Origin of the sequence: Cellulomonas shaoxiangyii (genome assembly GCF_004798685.1) — a bacterium.
Taxonomy (GTDB): domain Bacteria; phylum Actinomycetota; class Actinomycetes; order Actinomycetales; family Cellulomonadaceae; genus Cellulomonas; species Cellulomonas shaoxiangyii.
In genome coordinates, this window is record NZ_CP039291.1 from 3070060 (window position 1) to 3088674 (window position 18615).

Genomic DNA, 18615 nt, shown 5'->3' on the forward strand with positions numbered 1-18615 from the left:
CGGCTGCCGGACGTCCTGGGGACGACGCTAGGCGGGAGGGAGGTGCCGGCGCCTCGGGCGGGCGGCCGATCCTGCGCCTCGTCCTGCGGACGGAGGGCGGCGCCGCGCGGACGGCGGCTGCCGGCCGACGCCGCAGGTCAGCCCGTGAGGCCGTGCTCGTGCGCGTACACGACCGCCTGCACGCGGTCCCGCAGCCCGAGCTTGGCGAGCACGTTCGACACGTGCGTCTTGACGGTGGCCCGGCTGACGACCAGCTCCGCGGCGATCTCGTCGTTGTTCAGCCCGCGTGCCACGAGGACGAGCACCTCGGCCTCCCGCTCGGTGAGCGGGACGAGCGGCGCGGCGGTCGACGTGGGCGTCGGGCGGGCGTCCACGGCGCGGGCGATGACGGCGCGCGTCACCTCGGGCGCCAGCAGGCCCTCGCCGGCGGCCGCGCTGAGGACGGCCTCGTGCAGCTGCTCGGGGCGGGACGTCTTGAGCAGGTAGCCCACGGCGCCGGCCCGCAGCGCCTCCAGCAGGTAGTCCTCGCGGTTGAACGTCGTGAGCACGACGACGGCCGCCTGCACCTCCGGGTCCGCGGTGATGCGCCGCGTGGCCTCCAGCCCGTCCATGTCCGGCATCTGCACGTCCATGCAGACGACGTCCGGGCGGGTCTGGCGGACCACCCGCACGGCCTCGGCGCCCGTGCTCGCCTCGCCGACCACCTCCAGGTCGGGGTGGGCGGACAGGATCGTCCCGATGCCCGCGCGCAGCAGCGCCTGGTCGTCCACGAGCACGACCCGCACGCGCTCACCCATCGCCCGTCTCCCGTCCCCTCGTCGACGCCGCCGCGGTGGCCGTCCTGCCCGGGCCCGCGCCGCCGTCCGCGGCGACCGCGGCCACCGACCTGTCCCTGGCACCCGCCACGGGCACCCGCGCGCGGACCAGGAACCCGCCCCGGCGCAGCCGGCCCGCCTCGAGCGTCCCGCCGTCGGAGGCCACCCGCTCCCGCATGCCCACGAGCCCCATGCCGGTCGACGGCACCACGCCGGCCCGGCGCCCGGTGCCGCCGTCGTCCGACACCTCGAGCTCGACCGTCCCGCCCAGCCAGCGCAGGCGCACGTCCGCGCGCGCGGACGGCCCAGCGTGCTTGCGCGCGTTCGTCAGCGCCTCCTGCGCGATCCGGTAGAGGTTCAGGGACGCCAGGGGCGAGAGCCGCTGGGGGTCGCCGACCTCCTGGTACGTCACCTCCAGGCCCGCCGCGCGCGCCGACTCGACCAGCTGCGGGAGCCGCGCCACGTCGAGCGACGCGAGCGCCTCGCCCGGCGGGGCCGGCTCCACCGGGTCGCCGACCTCGGCCGTCGCGCCCTCGCGCAGCGTGCCCAGCAGGCCCTGGAGCTCCACCACGGCCTCGCGTGCGGACTCCTCGACGTGCCCGAGCGCGGCCGCCGCCCGGGCGGGGTCGCTCGCCAGCACGGTGCGGGCCGCGGCGGCCTGCACGCCCATGAGCGACACGTGGTGCGCGACCGCGTCGTGCAGCTCGCGCGCGATCCGCAGGCGCTCGAGCGCGACGGCCTGCGCCTCGGCCCGCACGCGCTCCGCCTGCAGCAGCCGGGTCCGCCACGCCGTCCGCTCGCGCTCGCGCGCCGACGCCCACGCGTGGTCGCCGAACCACCAGGCGCCGGCGAAGTACAGGACGTTGGTCAGCAACTGGATGAGCATGTACGCGACGAACGGCGAGAACGCGCCGGCGCGCTCCAGCCCGATGTCCGCGTCCGGGTCGGTCGCGGCCAGGAAGATCGAGACCAGCAGCCACGTGAACATCGCGGTGACCACGCCGGCCCGCACCCAGAACGCCCGCGCGCGCGACCGCTCCCACGCGCCCACCGTGTACAGGGCCATGAACAGCGCGATGTTGCTGACGAGCTGCTCGGGCACCATCAGCAGCTGCGCGACGATGAACGCGGCGCCCGTGACCACCGCGACCGCGCTCGGCCAGCGCCGGCGCACCGTGAGCGGCAGCGTCTGCGCCGCGAGCAGCAGCACGGACAGCCAGCCCGGCGCCGGGTCCGGGATGAGGCCCGTGACGCGCCACATCACCGAGCTGAGGACGGCACCGACGAACAGCAGCACGCCGAGCAGCACGTCCCAGCGCAGCCCGTCCGGGCCGGGCTGCCGGCGGCTCCAGCCGGTGACGTCCGGGTCGCCCGCGGCGCCGACGCGCGTCAGCGCGGCCGGCGCACCGGCGCCGGAGGGGACGAGCACCATGCGTCAGTCACCCACCCCGACCACACGCGCCCCGGGCACCGGCCCCGACGCGGTCAGGACGCGGTCGGCGACCCCCGACGCGGTGAACGCCGCGGCGATCGCGAGCGCGTGCTGCCGGCTGCGCGCGAGCGCCGCGACCGTCGGGCCCGACCCGGACACGACGACGCCCAGCGCGCCCGCGTCCGTGGCGACCGCGAGCGGCTCCGCCAGGCCGGGGTCGAGCTCCAGGGCGGCCGGCTCGAGGTCGTTGTGCAGCGCCGCGCCCAGCGCCGTGGCGTCGCCCGCCCGCAGCGCCTGCATGAGCGGCACGTCGTGCTCGTCGGTCAGCGGCTGGGCGTCGTGGCCGCGCAGGTCGTCGAACGCCGCGTAGACGCCGGCCGTCGGCAGACCGCGGTCCTGCACGGCGAACGCCCAGTGGAACTCGCCGCGGCTCAGCGCGGGCGTGAGCAGGTGCCCGCGGCCCGTCCCGACCGCGGTGTGCCCCACCAGCGCGAACGGCACGTCGGAGCCCAGCTCGGCGGCGATGGTGACGAGCTCGTCGCGGCTCAGGCCGGTCCCCCACAGCTGGTCGCACGCCAGCAGCGCCGCGGCGGCGTCGGCCGAGCCGCCCGCCATGCCACCGGCCACCGGGACGCCCTTGACCAGGTGCAGGTGCGCGGCGTCGTCGACGCCCGCGTGCGCGGCCACGGCCCGGGCGGCCCGCAGCGCGAGGTTCGAGTCGTCGGTCGGCACGGCGGCCGCCTGCGGGCCCTCGGCGGTGACGCCGAACTCCCCGGCGGAGCGCGCCACGACCTCCTCGTACACCGACACCGCCTGGAACACGGTGGACACCGGGTGGTAGCCGTCGGACCCGACCGGCCCCACGCGCAGGGACAGGTTCACCTTGCCGGGTGCGCGCACGCGCACCGTCCGCTCGGGCAGGTCGTCCACACCGCTCACCGTCACGGGGCCACTGTGCCAGGTCGGTGCGGCAGCGGCCGTCCGGCGGCCGAGAGCTGCTCGGCGATCCGCGCGAAGGCCGCGACGTCGAGCTGCTCGCCCCGGACCTGCGGGTCCACCCCCGCGGCCCGCAGCGCGGCTTCCGCGGCGGCCGGTGCACCGGCGAGCTGGGCGAGCGCCGAGCGCAGCGTCTTGCGGCGCTGCGCGAAGGCCGCGTCGACCACGGCGAAGACCTCGCCGCGCGTCACCGTGGTGGTCGGCGGGTCGCGGCGGTCGAGCCGCACGAGCGCGGAGTCGACGTTGGGTGCGGGCCAGAAGACGGCGCGTCCGACGGTCGCCGTGCGCCGCGCGGCCGCGTACCACGCGACCTTCGCCGACGGCACGCCGTACGTGCGGCTGCCGGGCGGGGCCGCGAGCCGGTCCGCGACCTCCGCCTGCACCATGACCAGGGCCCGCTCGAGCGTCCCGAACCGCTCGAGGAACGTCAGCAGCACCGGCACGGAGACGTTGTAGGGCAGGTTCGCGACGAGCGCGGTCGGTTCCGGGCCGGGCAGCGTCGTCACCGTGAGCGCGTCGGCCGTCAGGACCGTGAGCCGGTCGCGGCCGTCGGCGTCGGTGAGCCGCACCTCCCGCCGCTCGGCGTCCTCGTCCGTCGCCGCGACCGTCAGGCCGGGCACGTGCGCCGCGACCGTCGACGGGAGCAGGCGGGCGAGCACCGGGTCGATCTCGACCGCGACGACGTCCGCACCCGCCTCGATCAGGCCCAGCGTCAGCGAACCGAGCCCGGGCCCGACCTCGACGACGCGCTCACCCGGCCGGACGTCGGCCTGGCGGACGATCTTGCGGACGGTGCCCGCGTCGAGGACGAAGTTCTGCCCGAGGGTCTTGGTCGGGCGGACGCCGGCCCGCGCGGCGAGGGCCCGGATCTCCGCAGGCCCGAGGAGCGCGACGTCGGCTGGCATGGCCCCGAGCCTAACGACCGCGCCACCCCCGCCCGCGCCACGGCGTCCCCGCCCCGGAGCCCTCCGCCCGCCCCGCCACGCCCCCCCGACGCCGAGATCGTCACTCCGACGGGACGAGCTCGCGCGGGAGTGACGAGCTCGCGCGCGGCAGGGCCGATGCGGGCAGGGCCGATGCGGGCAGGGCGGATGCGGGCAGGGCGGACGCACCGCGGCCCCGCCTCCGGGGTCGGGGGCGGGGCCGGTGGGGCGGGTCGCGTCAGCTGAACAGGTTCTTGCCGCAGTGCGGCCACTGCCCGGCGCCCGAGCGGTTGTAGAGCATCTTGGCGCGGGCGGTCTGCTCCTCGGCCGACGCCTGCGACGGCAGGCCGCTGCCACCCACGGCCTGCCACGTGGCGACCGAGAACTGGTACAGCCCGTGGTACTTGCCGGTGGAGGACACGATGTCGGCGCGGCCACCGGACTCGCACTTGGCGAGCGCCGCCCAGTTGAGGGAGTCCGCGTCGCCGCCGGCCGTGATCGGTCCGGCCGCGCCGCCCGCGGCGGGTGCGGCGGGGGCCGCGGGACGCGCGGGCGCCGCGGGTGCCGGCGCCGGCTTGGGCGCCGGGCGCGGCTTGGTGCCCACCGAGACGACCTCCTCGACCGGCTGCTGCGTGACGGCGTCGAGAAGCGGCAGACGACGCTGCTCGGCCCCGTTGACGGTCGTGACGCGCTCGACCACCGTGCGGACCCCGGCGACGCCGGCCTGCGCGACCGCGCGCTCGCCCGTGTACCGGGCGGCGTCGTCCTGCGTGCGCGACGTGAACGGCACCTCGTGCGTCGTCGTGACGTTCTGCACCACGACGCGCTCCACGAGCACGTCGACACGGCCGTCGGCGCCGCGCACGACCTGCACGCGGTCCAGCGGCGTCAGCGTCACGCCGAGCTCGCCCAGCACGCTCGCGACGGTCGCGTCGGCGTCGCTCACCGGCAGCACCTGGCCGTCGACGTGCACCTCGGCGGCGCCGCGGACGACGAGCTCGAGCGGCAGCTCGGGGCGGCCGCCGGCGGACGAGCGGGACGCGACCAGCGCGACGCTGCTCGCACGGTCGGCGAGGTCCGTGAGCGCCTCCTCGGCGGACAGCGCGGTGGTCCAGACGACCTCCTCGGCGCCGTCCATCGCCACCGTGACGGGCGTCGCGTGGCGGACGACGACCTCGAGGCCGTCGGTGAGCGCACCGGACGCCGACACGACGTCCCTGTCGCCCACGACGACGCCCTCCTCGTCGAGGAGCCCTTCGACCGAGCCGGCGAACGTGGACACCTCCTGCGTGCGCCCGTCGACGTCGAGCACCACCGCCTTGTGGACGTGGGCGTAGCCGGCGGTGCCGGCGCCCACGACGAGCGCGGCGACGCCCGCGGTGACCGCGAGCCAGCGCGTGCGGCGGGGCGGTGCGGCGGGCTCGGCTGCGTCGGAGGAGGTCGTGCCGGTGGTGGGGGTCGAGAACTGCACGAGGCTCCAGCCGTCGTCGTGCCCGGGCACGGGGAGCGGTGCGCCGGTCGGCGCCCGGCGGGTGCGCACGCCCGCTGCGTGAGCAGCTCGGCGGGCCACGGCCCCACCGGCCCGGATCCCCGATCCGGCCGTCAGCACACCGCGGATCGGGCGCACTCGCCGCGGCTGGCGGCCTGGCCCGAGCGGGCACGGCCGGTCAATCGCGACACGCGACCGTAACGGAATTGTGACCCCGCTGCCAACCCCCTGAGGCGCACGTCACCCGGCGCGCGCCGGGCGCTGCACGGGGGTCAGTACCAGTTCTTCGCCTGCGAGTGCGCCCAGGCGCCGCAGGGGTTGCCGTACCGGCCGGCGATGTAGCCGAGGCCCCAGGTGATCTGCGTGGCCGGGTTGGTCCGCCAGTCGGCGCCCGCGCTGGCCATCTTGGAGCCCGGCAGCGCCTGCGGGATGCCGTACGCCGACGACGACGGGTTGTCCGCGTCGACGCGCCACCCGCTCTCCTTGTTCCACAGCTTGAGCAGGCAGGCGAACTGGTCGTCGCCCCACCCGCGCGCCGCCGCGAGCTCCTTGCCGATCGCCTGCGCCGTGCCCGGCTCGACCGACACCTCCGCCGGGTCGGGCAGCGGTGCCGTCCCCACCCGGATCACCTGGTCGACCGGCGGCACCGTCACCATCGACGCGACCGGCGTGCGGCCGACGACGACGCCGCCCACCACGTCGAGCGCGTACGTCGTGGTGCGCACCCCGGCGCGTCCGGCGGTCTGGACCTTGCGCGTGCCCGTCACGAGCGTCGCGTCCTCGACCTCCTTCTCCGCGAACGGCACGGTCTCGGTCACGGTCTCCCCCGAGCTCGCGGCGCGGGTCACCAGCACGACCAGCCCGTCCACGGCCGCCGCGTCGAGCGGGACGGACACGCGGTCGCCCTCCTCGAGCACGAGCCCGATGTCGCGCAGCGCGTCGCGGACCGTCGCACCGCTGCTGACGCCGTCGATGACCTGGCCGTCGACGACCAGGTGCACGGTCTTCTGCGTCGAGACCCGCAGCACGTCGCGGCCCACCTCGGCCGACCGGGACGCGGACAGGCGCACGCCGTCACGCAGGCCCAGGCCGTCGACGGCCTCGCCCACGGTCAGCGCCGTCGTCCACACCGACCGCTCCTCGCCGTCGACCTCCACGTCGATCTCGCGCCCGTGCCGCACGACGACCTGGCTGGTACGGCCCACGGGGGCGTCGAGGTCGGGCGCGACGAGGTCGCGCTCGCCCACCTCGATCTCCGCGGCGGCGAGCACGTCACCCACGGTCCGGCCGAACGCCTGCACCTCGACCTCGCGCCCGTCGACGTCGACGGTCACGTCCTTGTGCAGCGCGGCGAACGCGGTCGTCCCGCCCATCACGAGCGCCAGGACGGTCGCCTGCGCCACGCCGTGCGCGAGCCGACGCGCGGGGCGCGGCGTGCCCTCGCCGGTGCGGCGGTGGGTGCGGTCGGGACCGGTCACTGTGTCCTTCGGGTCGGCGGGCGGGATCACGTGCCCTGGTGCGTGGTCGGACGGTGCCGCGGGTCCGTGCTGCCCGGGGCTCGCCCGTCCCGTGGTCATCGGCAGCCGTGCGGAGCACCTTGACGGGCGTCCGCCACGGTTCCGCCACCGACCGTAACCGATCCGTGACCTGGCGACCACCCCGCGGGGCGCCGCGGTGGACATCCGTCCAGCACTGCCCGAGCCCGGCGAGCACCGCACGGCGCGCCTCACCAGGAGCCGTAGACCGCCTCCGCGGCAGCGCCGACCTGCGCGCACACGTCCCCGAGCGACCGGCCCGTGACCTCGGCGACGGTCCGCACGGTGCCCGGCAGCAGGTACGGCGCGTTCGGGCGGCCGCGGTACGGGTGCACCGTGAGGTACGGCGCGTCGGTCTCGACCAGCACGAGCGCCGGCGGCAGCACGCGCAGCGCGGCGCGCAGGTCGTCGTTGGCGGGGAACGACACCGGCCCGGCGAACGAGCAGAACCACCCGTGGCGCGCCGCGACCTCCGCGAGGGCCGCCCCGCCGGAGAAGCAGTGGAACACCGTCCGCTCGGGTGCCCCGTCACGCAGCAGGACGTCGACGACCTCCTCGTGCGCGTCGCGGTCGTGGATCTGCAGGGCCAGGCCGAGCTCCTTGGCGAGCGCGACGTGCGCGCGGAACGCCTCCCGCTGCACCGCACGGCCCGCGTCGCCGGCACGGAAGAAGTCCAGCCCGGTCTCCCCGATCGCCCGCACGCGCGGGTTGTCCCGCGCCACGGCCGCGACGCGCGCGACCGCCTCGTCGAGCGGGACGTCGTGCCGCGGCTGCGGGTCGGGGTCGAGCCCGTCGGGTGCGACCTCCCGGACGCCAGCGTGCAGCACCGCCTCGTTGGGGTGGATCGCGACCGCACCCACGAGCGCGCCGTGCGCCCGCACGGCCGCGTCCGTCCACGCGAGCGCGTCGAGGTCGCAGCCGACCTGCACCATCCGGGTCACCCCGACCTGCGCCGCCCGCGCCAGGTGCGCCGCGAGGTCGGGGTGCACGCCCGGGTCGGTGGGGTCCCAGCCGTCCGCGCGCCAGTCGACGACCGACTCGAGGTGCGTGTGGTCGTCGATGACGGGCAGCGGCAGCGGCTCCGGCGCGGGCGGCCAGCCGCGCTCCCTCTGCTTGCGGCCCATCAGCCCTGGCGCAGCCGGTCGAGCTCCTCCTCGACGATCGCGTCGTCGAGCTTCGTGAACACCGGCGTCGGCTTCGCGACCGGCGTGCCCGGCACGACCGCGCGCGGCTGCCACGGCGCGACCGTCGCACCGAGCCGGTAGTCGCCCGTGATGACGGGGTAGCCCCGCGAGTCGTCGTCGAGGTCCGTGACCTCGTCGATGCGGGGCTGCGGCGAGAACGTCCCCGTGCCGCCGAAGGTCTCGTGCACCTGCTGCGCGGCGAACGGCAGGAACGGCGCGAGCAGCGTGTTGAGGTCGCTCACCGCCTGCGTCGTCGTGTGCAGCACGGTCGCGAGGCGGTCCGGGTCGCCCTTGAGCTTCCACGGCTCCGTCTCGGAGACGTACCGGTTCGCCTCACCGACCACGCGCATGGCCTCGCCCAGGGCGGCGCGCTGGCGGTGCGTGCCGACGAGCTCCCCGACACGGCCGAACGCGGTCGTCACCTCGGCCAGCAGCGCCTCGTCCACGGGCTGGCGCTGCCCCGGCGTCGGGATCACGCCGAAGTTCTTGTGCACCATGCTCGCGGTGCGGTTGACGAGGTTGCCCCACCCGGCGACGAGCTCGTCGTTCGTGCGGCGCTTGAACTCCTGCCACGTGAAGTCGACGTCCTGCGCCTCGGGCCCCGCCGCGGAGATGTAGTACCGCAGCGCGTCCGGCTGGTACCGCGACAGCATGTCGCGCACGAGGATGACAACCCCGCGCGAGGACGAGAACTGCTTGCCCTCGACGTTGAGGAACTCGCTCGAGACGACCTCGGTCGGGAGGTTGAGCGACCCGTAGGCACCCGGCTCGCCGCCGCGCGCGCCCTTGCCGTCGTAGGCGAGCAGCTCCGCCGGCCAGATCTGGCTGTGGAACGTGATGTTGTCCTTGCCCATGAAGTAGTACGACAGCGCGGACGGATCGTTCCACCACTGCCGCCACGCGTCCGGGTCGCCGCTGCGCCGCGCCCACTCGACCGACGCGGACAGGTACCCGATCACCGCGTCGAACCACACGTACAGGCGCTTGGCGTTGTTGTCCTCCCAGCCCGGCAGCGGCACCGGGATGCCCCAGTCGATGTCCCGCGTCATGGCGCGCGGGCGCACGTCGTCGAGCAGGTTGAGCGAGAACTTCAGGACGTTCGGACGCCACTGCGTGCGCGTGCGCAGCCACGCGCCGAGCGCGTCCGTGAGCGCGGGCAGGTCGAGGAAGAAGTGCTCGGACTCGACGAACTTCGGCGTCTCGCCGTTGATGCGGCTGCGCGGGTTCTTCAGGTCGATCGGGTCGAGCTGGTTGCCGCAGTTGTCGCACTGGTCGCCGCGCGCACCGTCGTACCCGCAGATCGGGCACGTGCCCTCGATGTAGCGGTCCGGCAGGGTGCGGCCCGTCGACGGGCTGACCGCGCCCATCGTCGTCCTCGCGACCATGTACCCGTTCTTGTGCACCGTGCGGAACATCTCCTGCACGACCGCGTAGTGGTTGCGCGTCGTCGTGCGCGTGAACAGGTCGTAGGACAGGCCGAGCTGCGTGAGGTCCTCGACGATGACGCGGTTGTACCGGTCCGCGAGCTCCTGCGCGCCGACGCCCTCCTTGTCGGCCTGCACGAGGATCGGCGTCCCGTGCTCGTCCGTGCCCGACACCATGAGCACGTCGTGGCCCGCCATGCGCATGTACCGGCTGAACACGTCCGAGGGGACGCCGAACCCGGCGACATGACCGATGTGACGGGGGCCGTTGGCGTAGGGCCACGCGACGGCCGACAGGATGCGGGACATGCGCCGATCCTAGGTCGGACGCCCGTCCTCGCCGTCCGGCCTTCCGTCCGTCGGGCGGTCCGGCGCGGGCGGCGCGTCCCCGCCGGGGCGCGGCAGGGGCACGAACGTGGCCGTCGACTCGGACACGTCCCACGACCGGTCGTCGGCGTCCTCCTCGGCCCGGCGGAGCGCGTCCTCGCCGGCGATCGCCTCCGCCTCGACGGCGAGCGGCGAGACGCTGGCCTCGGCGAGCGTCGGGGGCAGCGCACCGGCGCCCGGGTCGACGGCCGCGGCGGGCGCCGGCCCGGGGCCCGCGTCGACGCGGATCGGCTGCGTGTCGGCCTCGCCCGGACGCGCGCCCGCTCCCGGCCACGCCGGCGCCACCGACGGCGGACGCGTCACGGGCCGGGTCCACCGCGCGCCACCGGCAGCACCGGCACCACCCGCCGCACCCGGGCCGCCGCCCGCGAACGCGGCCGCCGGCTGCCCGCCCCCGGCCGGCGGCCCGGCCGGCGCGCGTCCCGGCCACGCCAACCCGTGCGAGCGGGCGAACGCCTCCTGCGACGCGACCCGGGGTGCCCCGTCGCCCCCGTGCGGCGCGGCGGGCGTGAAGATCAGCGCGCACAGGTCCCGGTACGTCGCGTCGGGGCGCGCGACCCAGTCGATGCTGCGCAGCGCCTGGTCCTGGCCCGCGGACTCCAGCAGGAACTGCCCGTAGCCCAGCACCTGCCCGAGCACGGACCGCGAGTACCGCATGTCCGTGACCTTCATCAGCGGCATCATCCCGATCTGGTGCGTGACCAGACCCGTGAGCAGGAGCATCCGCTTGTCGGTCGCGACGAACCACTCCACGCGCCAGACGAGCGCGAACCAGCCGAGCCGCGCGAGCGCCGCGAGCCACAGCCACCACAGCCACAGCGCGCCGTCGCCGACCTCCGGCTGCAGCTCGAGGGTCAGCCACGCCACGACGACGAACACGGCGAGGCACGTCAGCGCGGGCTCGAGCAGCTTCGCCCAGTGCCGGCGCGTCGCGAGCACGACCCGCTCACCGGGCAGGACGTACCGGCGCAGCAGCCGGTGCGACATGACGATGCGTGTCGCGCGGTCCGCGCCCATGTCGTCACCCCTCCCGGTGCGCCGGCGCCGTCACTCCCCCGCCAGGTTGCGGAAGAACTCCCCGAAGCCCTGGATCGCGGCCCACAGGAAGTCCCAGACGGACCGGACGACGTCGGCGGCCCGGTCCGGGTTCGTCACGACCGCGTACACCAGGAAGATGACGACGACCCACATCAGGATGCTCTTCGCCCTCGCCGGCATGACGGCTCCTTCCGGGGTGCAGGTGGTCGGCGCACACAGTACCGATCGTCACGAACCCGGACACGGTGGACACGCCGGACACGCCGGGCGGACCCGGTCCCGGGATCAGCCGACGCGCACGCGCAGCAGGCGGTCGTCGCCGGGGCGAGGGTCGCCGCGGCCGTCCGTGTTGTTCGTCAGCACCCACAGCGAGCCGTCCGGCGCGGCCTCGACCGCGCGCAGGCGCCCGTGCTCCCCCGCGAGCAGCGGCTGCGGCGTGCCGACACCCGCCGCGTCCTGCGCCGGGTCCGCGAGCGCCGCGGGGTCGACCGGGCGCAGCGGGACCCGCCACAGCGTCTCCCCGCGCAGCCCGGCGAGGTAGACGCCCTCGTCGGTGACCGCGAGGCCGCTGGGCGACGCGTCGTCGGTCGACCAATGCGCGACGGGGTCCACGAACCCCTGCGCCGCGCCGCCGGTGCCCTCGACGGACGGCCAGCCGTGGTCGGCACCGGCGTGCAGCACGTTGAGCTCGTCCCACGTGTCCTGCCCGAACTCGGCGGCGAACGCGCGGCCGTCGGGCGCCCACCCGATGCCCTGCACGTTGCGGTGCCCCCGCGTCCACACCGGGGACGCGGGGTCCGGGTTGCCGGGTGCGGGCGCACCGTCGGCGGTCACGCGCAGCACCTTGCCGCCGAGGCTGGCCGGGTCCGGCGCGAGGCCCGTCTCGTAGACGTCGCCCGTCGTGACGTAGAGCGCGCCGTCGGGCCCGAAGGCCAGCCGTCCGCCGTTGTGGTTGGTGCCGCGGGGGATGCCGGTGACCACCGCGCGCACCGGGCCGAGCGTCGTGCCGTCGAGCGTCGCGCGCAGCACCCGGTTGTCCTGCGCGGCCGTCACGTACAGCACCACGTCGACGGGCCCGCCGGCGGGCGCGCCGGGGACGACGGCGACGCCCAGCAGGCCGCCCTCGCCGCGCGGCACGGCGGTCGCAGCGACCTCGTCCGCGCCGGGGCCGGTCACCTCATCGACGGCGCCGTCGGGCCCGACCACCACGAGCCGCGCCGCGTCGCGCAGCGTGACGACCGCCCGCGCGTCGGGGAGGAACGCCAGCCCCCAGGGCGCGTCGAGGCCGGTCGCCACCTCCTCCACCGCGGTGACGGCGACCGTCGGCACGTCGCGCACCGGCGACGTGGGCGCGGGCGCCGCGGTGGCGGGCACGTCGGCCGGGGTGGAGGTGGCGCTCCCGGCCGCGTCCGCGCCGGCGGTGGGGGTGCCGGACCCGACCGGGCCGCCCGTGCACCCCGTCAGCAGGGCGAGCGCCACCGCCGCGCCCGCGACCGCCGCCCCGCGCGTCGCGCGGACCCTGAGCCGTCCGGCCATCGCGGCACCTCCCGTCGGGCCGCCGGGATGACGGCGCCCCCCAGCGTCCGCGCCGCGCGACCGCCACGCAAGGGCGCGTGTGGCGGGGCACACGCCGCGAGGACGGGACGCGGCGTGGCATACCACCGAGAATGTCCGGATGAGCGAGCAGCGGACGCAGGGCCGTCGCGCCCTGGTGGTGGTGGACGTGCAGCCGACGTTCTGCGAGGGCGGGGCGCTCGGTGTCGCCGGCGGCAACGCCGTGGCGGAGGGCGTCGCGCGGTACGCGGCCGAGCACCGCGACCGCTACGACCTCGTCGTGACGACGCAGGACTGGCACGTCGACCCCGGTGCGCACTTCTCGGACACGCCCGACTACGTCGACTCGTGGCCCCCGCACGCGGTCGTCGGCACGGCGGAGGCGGAGCTGCACCCCGCGCTCGCGGACCTGCGCCCCGACGTCAGCGTGAAGAAGGGCGAGTACGCGGCCGCCTACTCGGGGTTCGAGGGGCTCGACCTCGACGGCCGCGCGCTCGGCACGATCCTGCTCGAGGCGGGCGTCACCGACGTCGACGTCGTCGGCATCGCCGAGTCGCACTGCGTGCGCGCCACGACCATCGACGCGCTCGGCCTCGGCATGCGCGCCCGCGTGCTCACCGACCTCACGGTCCCGGTGACGCCCGAGCAGGGCGAGGCAGCGCGTGCGGCGATGACCGAGGCGGGCGCCGAGCTCGTGGACTCCTCGGCGCTCTGAGGCGCGTGCCGACGCGTCAGCGGGTGCGCGCCGCGAGCGCCGCCGCGTAGAGCTCGCGCTTGCCGACGCCCGCCGCCTCGGCGACGCCCGCCACGGCCTCCTTGAGCCGCTCGCCGGCGTCCACGCGCGCCAGCACCTCGGGGACGAGGTCGCCGGCGTCGGCGGGTCCGTCCGCGGGCGCGCCGCCGACGACGAGGACCACCTCGCCCCGCACGTCACCCGAGTGCGCCCACGCGGCGAGCTCGGCGAGCGGGCCCCGCACGACCTCCTCGTAGGTCTTCGTCAGCTCCCGGCAGACCGCACCGGGCCGGTCGGCGCCGAACGCCTCGGCCATCGCGTCGAGCGTCTCGGGCACCCGGTGCGGGGCCTCGAACAGCACGAGCGTGCGCCGCTCCGCCGCCAGCGCGGCCAGCGCGCGGGCCCGCTCCCCCGGCTTGCGCGGCAGGAAGCCCTCGAAGCAGAACCGGTCGGTCGGCAGCCCGGAGAGCGCGAGGGCCGTCAGCACGGCGCTCGGACCGGGTGCGACGGTCACGGGCAGGTCGGCGGCGACGGCGGCCTGCACGGCTCGGAAGCCGGGGTCGGAGACCGCGGGCATGCCGGCGTCGCTCACGACGAGCACGGTGCCGCCCCCCGCCACGACGTCGAGCAGCTCCGCCACCCGCCCGCTCTCGTTGTGCTCGTGGTGGCTGACGAGCCGGCCGCCGATGGTCACCCCGAGCCGCGCGGCGAGCGCGCGCGTGCGGCGCGTGTCCTCGGCGGCGACCACGTCGGCGTCGGCCAGCAGCCGGCGCAGGCGGGCGGACGCGTCCTCGCTGTCGCCGATGGGCGTGGCGGCCAGCACGAGCAGGCCGGGGCGGTCGGGGCGGTCGGTGCTCACGGTCCCAGCCTGGCACCCGCGGCGACGTGACCACGTGCCGGTGACCCCGGTCACACCACCCCGGGGCGGCCTCTACGATGACCGCGTGCCGCCCACCGGAGACGACGCCGAGCGCGAGGACGCGCCGGGCACCCCCGTGCCCGGCGGTGCGGGAACGCTCCCGGCCGACGACAGCGCCGCCCGCCCCCCGCACGCCGCGACGGCCCCCGCGCCGGCACCGGCGGCCGGCGGGGCGGAGCCCGTGGGCGGCAGGCCGGAGCCCGGGGCCGACCCGGGAGCGAGCCCGTACGGTCCCGCGACCGCGACGGCGGTCGAGGACCCCGCCGCCGACCCCGCCGCCGACGTCGACGAGCCGACCGACGCGCCGGGCGGCGAGACGGCGGACGAGCCCGACGAGCCGCGCCGCGAGACGTTCCTGCGCCGCCTCCTCGGCGACGACGCCCGCACGCTCGACGCGACGCCGCGCGACCGCCGGAACGGCTGGCTGTGGGCGCTGGCGGTGACCGTGCTGGGCGGCGTGCTGCGGTTCTGGGACCTCGCCCGCCCGCACTCGCTGGTCTTCGACGAGACGTACTACGTCAAGCAGGCGTTCTCGCTGCTCGCGCGCGGCTACGAGGCCGCGTGGGGCGAGGACCCCAACGCCGCGTTCGAGAGCGGCGACACGAGCAGCCTCGGCACGGACCCCGAGTACGTCGTCCACCCGCTCGTCGGCAAGTGGATGATCGCGCTCGGCATGCAGCTCGGCGGCGGCGTCGAGAGCTCGTTCGCGTGGCGGCTGTCGGCCGCCGTCGTCGGCACGCTCGCGGTGCTCATGGTCGCGCGCATCGGCCGGCGGATCTTCGCCTCCACGGCGCTCGGCACGCTCGCGGGGCTGTTCCTCGCCGTCGACGGCCTGGCGATCGTGCACTCCCGGATCAGCCTGCTCGACCCGTTCCTCATGTTCTTCGCGCTCGCGGCGTTCGGGGCGCTGGTGCTCGACCGGGAGCAGGCGCGCCGCCGCCTCGCCGACCGCGCGGCCGCCGTGCTCGACGGCGGCGGCACGCTGCGCTGGGGGCCGGGGCTCGGCTTCCGCTGGTGGCGCCTCGCGGCCGGCGTGCTGCTGGGCCTCGCGATCGGCACCAAGTGGTCGGGCATGTACTTCCTCGCCGTGTTCGGCGTGATGACCGTGCTGTGGGACATGGGGGCGCGGCGGGCCGTGGGCGTGCGGCTGTGGCACGTGGCCGCCGTCGTCAAGGACGGGCTGCTCGCGTTCGTCCTGCTCGTCGGCACGGCGGCCGTCACGTACGTGGCGTCGTGGGCGTCGTGGTTCGCCTCGGACAACGCGTGGAACCGGCACTGGGCCGAGGCGAACCCCGACCAGGGCGTGCAGTGGCTGCCGCCGGCGCTGCGCTCCTGGTGGCAGTACCACCAGGACATGTGGCTGTTCCACAACGGGCTGGAGACGCCGCACTCGTACGCCGCGCACCCCGTGGGCTGGATCGTGCAGTGGCGGCCCACCTCGTTCTGGTACCCGACCGAGGTCTCGGGGCTCACGGGCGAGCAGGCGCAGGCGGCCTGCGGCGCCGACGCGTGCTCGCAGGCGATCCTCGCCGTCGGCAACCCGCTGATCTGGTGGGCGGGCGCCGCTTCCGTGCTCGTCGCGCTCTTCTGGCTCCTGCGGTACCGCGACTGGCGGGCCGGTGCGGTGCTGTCCGGCATCGTCGCCGGCTGGGTGCCGTGGTTCGCGTACGCGCACCGCACGATCTTCGCGTTCTACTCGGTGGCGTTCGTGCCGTGGGTGGTGCTGACGCTCGTCTACGTCCTCGGCCTGCTCGTCGGGCCGGCGAGCCCCGACGACAGCGAGCGGGACCGGCGCGGGCGCAGGCGGGCGGTCGTCGCGGTGGGGGTGTTCGCCGTGCTGGTCGTCGCCGCGGGGCTGTTCTTCTACCCGGTGTGGGCGGCGTGGGTGGTCCCGTGGCAGCAGTGGCACATCCGCATGTGGCTGCCCACCTGGATCTGACGGCCCCGGCCCGGCGCCTCAGGACGCGGGGTCGTCCCAGACGCCCTGCGGCGAGCGGTACCAGGCGAGGCCGAGGCGGTCCCAGTACGCCCCGTGCGCGGTCAGGCGGCGCGTGAGGTCCGCCCAGTCGCGGCGCTCCGGCACGCTCCACGCGACCTCCGCCACGGCGGCGAGCCGCGGCAGCAGCATGGTCGTGAGGTCGTCGAGCGTGCGCAGCGTCTCGGTCCACACGGCCGCCTCCACGCCCACGACCGCACCCTCCGGCAGCCCGGGCAGGACGTCCGCGGGCTCCCACGCGTAGGCGTCGCGCAGCTCGACGTGGCCGGCCCACTCGAGCCCGAGCGGGAAGTCGGCGTCGTACTTCATGTCGAGGTACACGCGTGAGCCGGGCGACAGCAGCAGCCGCGCACCGGCGTGCGCGGCGGCCACGAACGGCGCGGGGTCCGCGCGGTCGTCCCAGAGCTGCACGACCGTGCCCGGCGGCAGACCGGGCACGTGCGCGGCCTCCTGCCACGCGACGACCGACTTGCCGTGGGCGGCCACCGCGTGGGCGGCCGCGCGCACGAGCCGTGCGTACTCGTCGGGCGCCATGGTGAGCACCTCGTCGCCGCCGACGTGCACGTACGGGCCCGGCGTCATCCGCGCGAGGTCGCCGAAGACGTCGGCGAGGAACGCGTGCGTCGCCGGCAGGTCGTCGTGCAGGCGCGAGAACCCCACCTCGATGCCGAGGTACTCCTCGGTCGGCTCGCCGCCCGGGGTCAGCTCCCCGTAGGCGTGCTGGGCCGCGTTGACGTGCCCGGGGACGTCGATCTCCGGCACGACCCGCACGCCGCGGGCGTGCGCGTAGGTGAGGATCTCCGCCCAGTCGGCGGCCGTGTAGTGCCCGCCGGGGTCGCCGCCCACCGAGTGCGCGCTGGACCGGCGCACGAGCTCGGGCCGCGACGGCAGGTCGAGCCGCCACGCCTGGTCGTCCGTGAGGTGCAGGTGCAGCACGTTGAGCTTGTAGTGGCCGAGCAGGCCGATGACGACCTTGAGGTCCGGCACGCTCACGAAGTGGCGCGCGACGTCGAGCGACAGCCCGCGCCACGCGTACCGGGGCGCGTCGACGATCCGCACCGCCGGCACCTCGACCACGCCGTCGGGCCGCTCGTGCAGCAGCTGGCGCAGCGTGACGACGGCGTGCACGAGCCCCTCCGGGGTGCGGGCGTCGAGCTGCACGCCGTGCTCGCCGGCGACGACGCGGTACGCCTCGTCGCCCGCCGGGAGGTCGTCCACGGCACCGTCCGCGTCACGTCCGCCGTCGAGCAGGCGCACGTGCACCGCGCCCGGCACGCCGGGGTCGTCGAACCGCAGCGGCACGGCGTGCCCGCCGGAACGCCCGAGCAGGTCCGCCGCCAGCACCGCGGCGGGGACCGCCGGGTGGTCGGCGGGGTGGGCGGCGTCCGCGGCGGCGACGACGACCGTGGTCGCAGCCGAGACGACGTACGGCGGCGCGTCAGCCGGCTCGACGACGAGCGGGGCGGGCACCACGGGCACGACGTGGGGCACGGGGACTCCTCGGGGTCGGTGGACGGCACCCGCAACCTACCCGCGGACCCCTCCCGCGAGGCCTGCGGAGGTGCCCCGCGCACCCGAATTCTCGGCCGGTCGCGCTCTCGACAGGCGCGCCGGCCCAGAGTGCCCTAGTTTTCTCCCGTCACGGATTCCGACCCTTGACTCGACTTGAGGAGTGTGCATGAGCATCACCGGCATCATCACGGCCATCGTCATCGGCGCGATCATCGGGGCACTCGGTCGCCTCATCGTGCGGGGCAACCAGAACATCTCGATCATCGCCACGATCGTCATCGGCATCATCGCGGCGCTCCTGGGCACGTGGATCGCGAGCCTGATCGGCCAGAACGACACGGACGGCTTCGACTGGATCGAGCTGATCTTCCAGATCGCCCTCGCCGCGATCTTCGTGAGCATCTACGCGGGTTACGCCGGCAAGAACCGCCGCCGCTGACCTGGTGATCTGCGGCCGCACCGCGGCCGCGGACGACGACGGGCCCCTCCTTCGGGAGGGGCCCGTCGTCGTTCCCGGGTGCACGCGGGCGGGCACGCCCGGCGCGACGGTCCGGCACGGCCTGAGACGGCCGGGACGCAGCCACCACGGCGACGGGAGCAGGACGAAGATCCCTCGACAATCACCGCGCGACCATGCACGCGCGATCGATGCACGAGGAAAGCTGTACGACGAAGGGC

At 76.0% G+C, this 18615-nt stretch carries 16 protein-coding genes; 3 read left to right on the plus strand and 13 right to left on the minus strand.

Annotated features, from left to right (window positions below; genetic code table 11):
* Positions 1-137 precede the first annotated feature (137 nt).
* From E5225_RS13735 to E5225_RS13780, 11 genes are all read right to left on the minus strand, one after another.
* Positions 138-797, minus strand: a complete 660-nt coding sequence (locus E5225_RS13735; RefSeq protein ID WP_135973228.1) for a response regulator — start codon at positions 795-797, stop codon at positions 138-140.
* Positions 790-2247, minus strand: a complete 1458-nt coding sequence (locus E5225_RS18145; RefSeq protein ID WP_135973227.1) for a sensor histidine kinase — start codon at positions 2245-2247, stop codon at positions 790-792. The genes E5225_RS13735 and E5225_RS18145 overlap by 8 nt, the downstream gene beginning before the upstream one ends.
* Before the next feature lie 3 nt (positions 2248-2250).
* Positions 2251-3192, minus strand: coding sequence for a 4-(cytidine 5'-diphospho)-2-C-methyl-D-erythritol kinase (locus E5225_RS13745; RefSeq protein ID WP_135973226.1), 942 nt, complete (start codon positions 3190-3192; stop codon positions 2251-2253).
* Entirely contained in the window at positions 3189-4148 is a 960-nt protein-coding gene (gene rsmA, locus E5225_RS13750; protein ID WP_135973225.1) for a 16S rRNA (adenine(1518)-N(6)/adenine(1519)-N(6))-dimethyltransferase RsmA, read from the minus strand. The genes E5225_RS13745 and rsmA overlap by 4 nt, the downstream gene beginning before the upstream one ends.
* Before the next feature lie 256 nt (positions 4149-4404).
* A complete protein-coding gene (locus E5225_RS13755) occupies positions 4405-5706 on the minus strand; it encodes a resuscitation-promoting factor (protein ID WP_136225470.1) in 1302 nt (433 codons plus the stop codon).
* 221 nt (positions 5707-5927) lie between these two features.
* The gene (locus E5225_RS13760) at positions 5928-7028 is read right to left on the minus strand and encodes an aggregation-promoting factor C-terminal-like domain-containing protein (protein WP_135975454.1); all 1101 of its coding nucleotides are present in this window, start codon (positions 7026-7028) and stop codon (positions 5928-5930) included.
* A gap of 353 nt (positions 7029-7381) precedes the next feature.
* Positions 7382-8314, minus strand: a complete 933-nt coding sequence (locus E5225_RS13765; RefSeq protein ID WP_135975450.1) for a TatD family hydrolase — start codon at positions 8312-8314, stop codon at positions 7382-7384.
* The gene (gene metG, locus E5225_RS13770) at positions 8314-10107 is read right to left on the minus strand and encodes a methionine--tRNA ligase (protein WP_135975448.1); all 1794 of its coding nucleotides are present in this window, start codon (positions 10105-10107) and stop codon (positions 8314-8316) included. The genes E5225_RS13765 and metG overlap by 1 nt, the downstream gene beginning before the upstream one ends.
* A 9-nt stretch (positions 10108-10116) precedes the next feature.
* Complete coding sequence (locus E5225_RS13775) at positions 10117-11202, minus strand: PH domain-containing protein (protein ID WP_136225472.1); 1086 nt, start codon at positions 11200-11202, stop codon at positions 10117-10119.
* Between the two features lie 30 nt (positions 11203-11232).
* Positions 11233-11403 (minus strand): hypothetical protein, encoded by a 171-nt coding sequence (locus E5225_RS17580; RefSeq protein WP_166435898.1) that lies wholly within the window; start codon positions 11401-11403, stop codon positions 11233-11235.
* A 105-nt stretch (positions 11404-11508) separates the two neighbouring features.
* The gene (locus tag E5225_RS13780) at positions 11509-12759 is read right to left on the minus strand and encodes a PQQ-dependent sugar dehydrogenase (protein ID WP_166435899.1); all 1251 of its coding nucleotides are present in this window, start codon (positions 12757-12759) and stop codon (positions 11509-11511) included.
* Positions 12760-12898: 139 nt separating this feature from the next.
* Here E5225_RS13780 and E5225_RS13785 point away from each other — a divergent pair, with 139 nt between their 5' ends.
* On the plus strand, positions 12899-13492 hold the full coding sequence (locus E5225_RS13785; RefSeq protein WP_135972406.1) for an isochorismatase family protein: 594 nt from the start codon (positions 12899-12901) through the stop codon (positions 13490-13492).
* Between the two features lie 16 nt (positions 13493-13508).
* Here the strand turns inward: E5225_RS13785 and rsmI are convergent, their stop codons facing one another.
* Positions 13509-14369 (minus strand): 16S rRNA (cytidine(1402)-2'-O)-methyltransferase, encoded by an 861-nt coding sequence (gene rsmI, locus E5225_RS13790; protein WP_135972407.1) that lies wholly within the window; start codon positions 14367-14369, stop codon positions 13509-13511.
* Between the two features lie 85 nt (positions 14370-14454).
* Here rsmI and E5225_RS13795 point away from each other — a divergent pair, with 85 nt between their 5' ends.
* Positions 14455-16368 (plus strand): dolichyl-phosphate-mannose--protein mannosyltransferase, encoded by a 1914-nt coding sequence (locus E5225_RS13795; protein WP_243738109.1) that lies wholly within the window; start codon positions 14455-14457, stop codon positions 16366-16368.
* An 18-nt stretch (positions 16369-16386) separates the two neighbouring features.
* On the opposite strand, the gene E5225_RS13800 is transcribed toward E5225_RS13795, so the two are convergent.
* Entirely contained in the window at positions 16387-17916 is a 1530-nt protein-coding gene (locus tag E5225_RS13800) for a family 20 glycosylhydrolase (protein ID WP_135972409.1), read from the minus strand.
* Positions 17917-18103: 187 nt separating this feature from the next.
* On the opposite strand from E5225_RS13800, the gene E5225_RS13805 reads away from it, so the two are divergent.
* Positions 18104-18376, plus strand: coding sequence for a GlsB/YeaQ/YmgE family stress response membrane protein (locus E5225_RS13805; protein WP_135972410.1), 273 nt, complete (start codon positions 18104-18106; stop codon positions 18374-18376).
* The last annotated feature ends 239 nt before the right edge of the window (positions 18377-18615 follow it).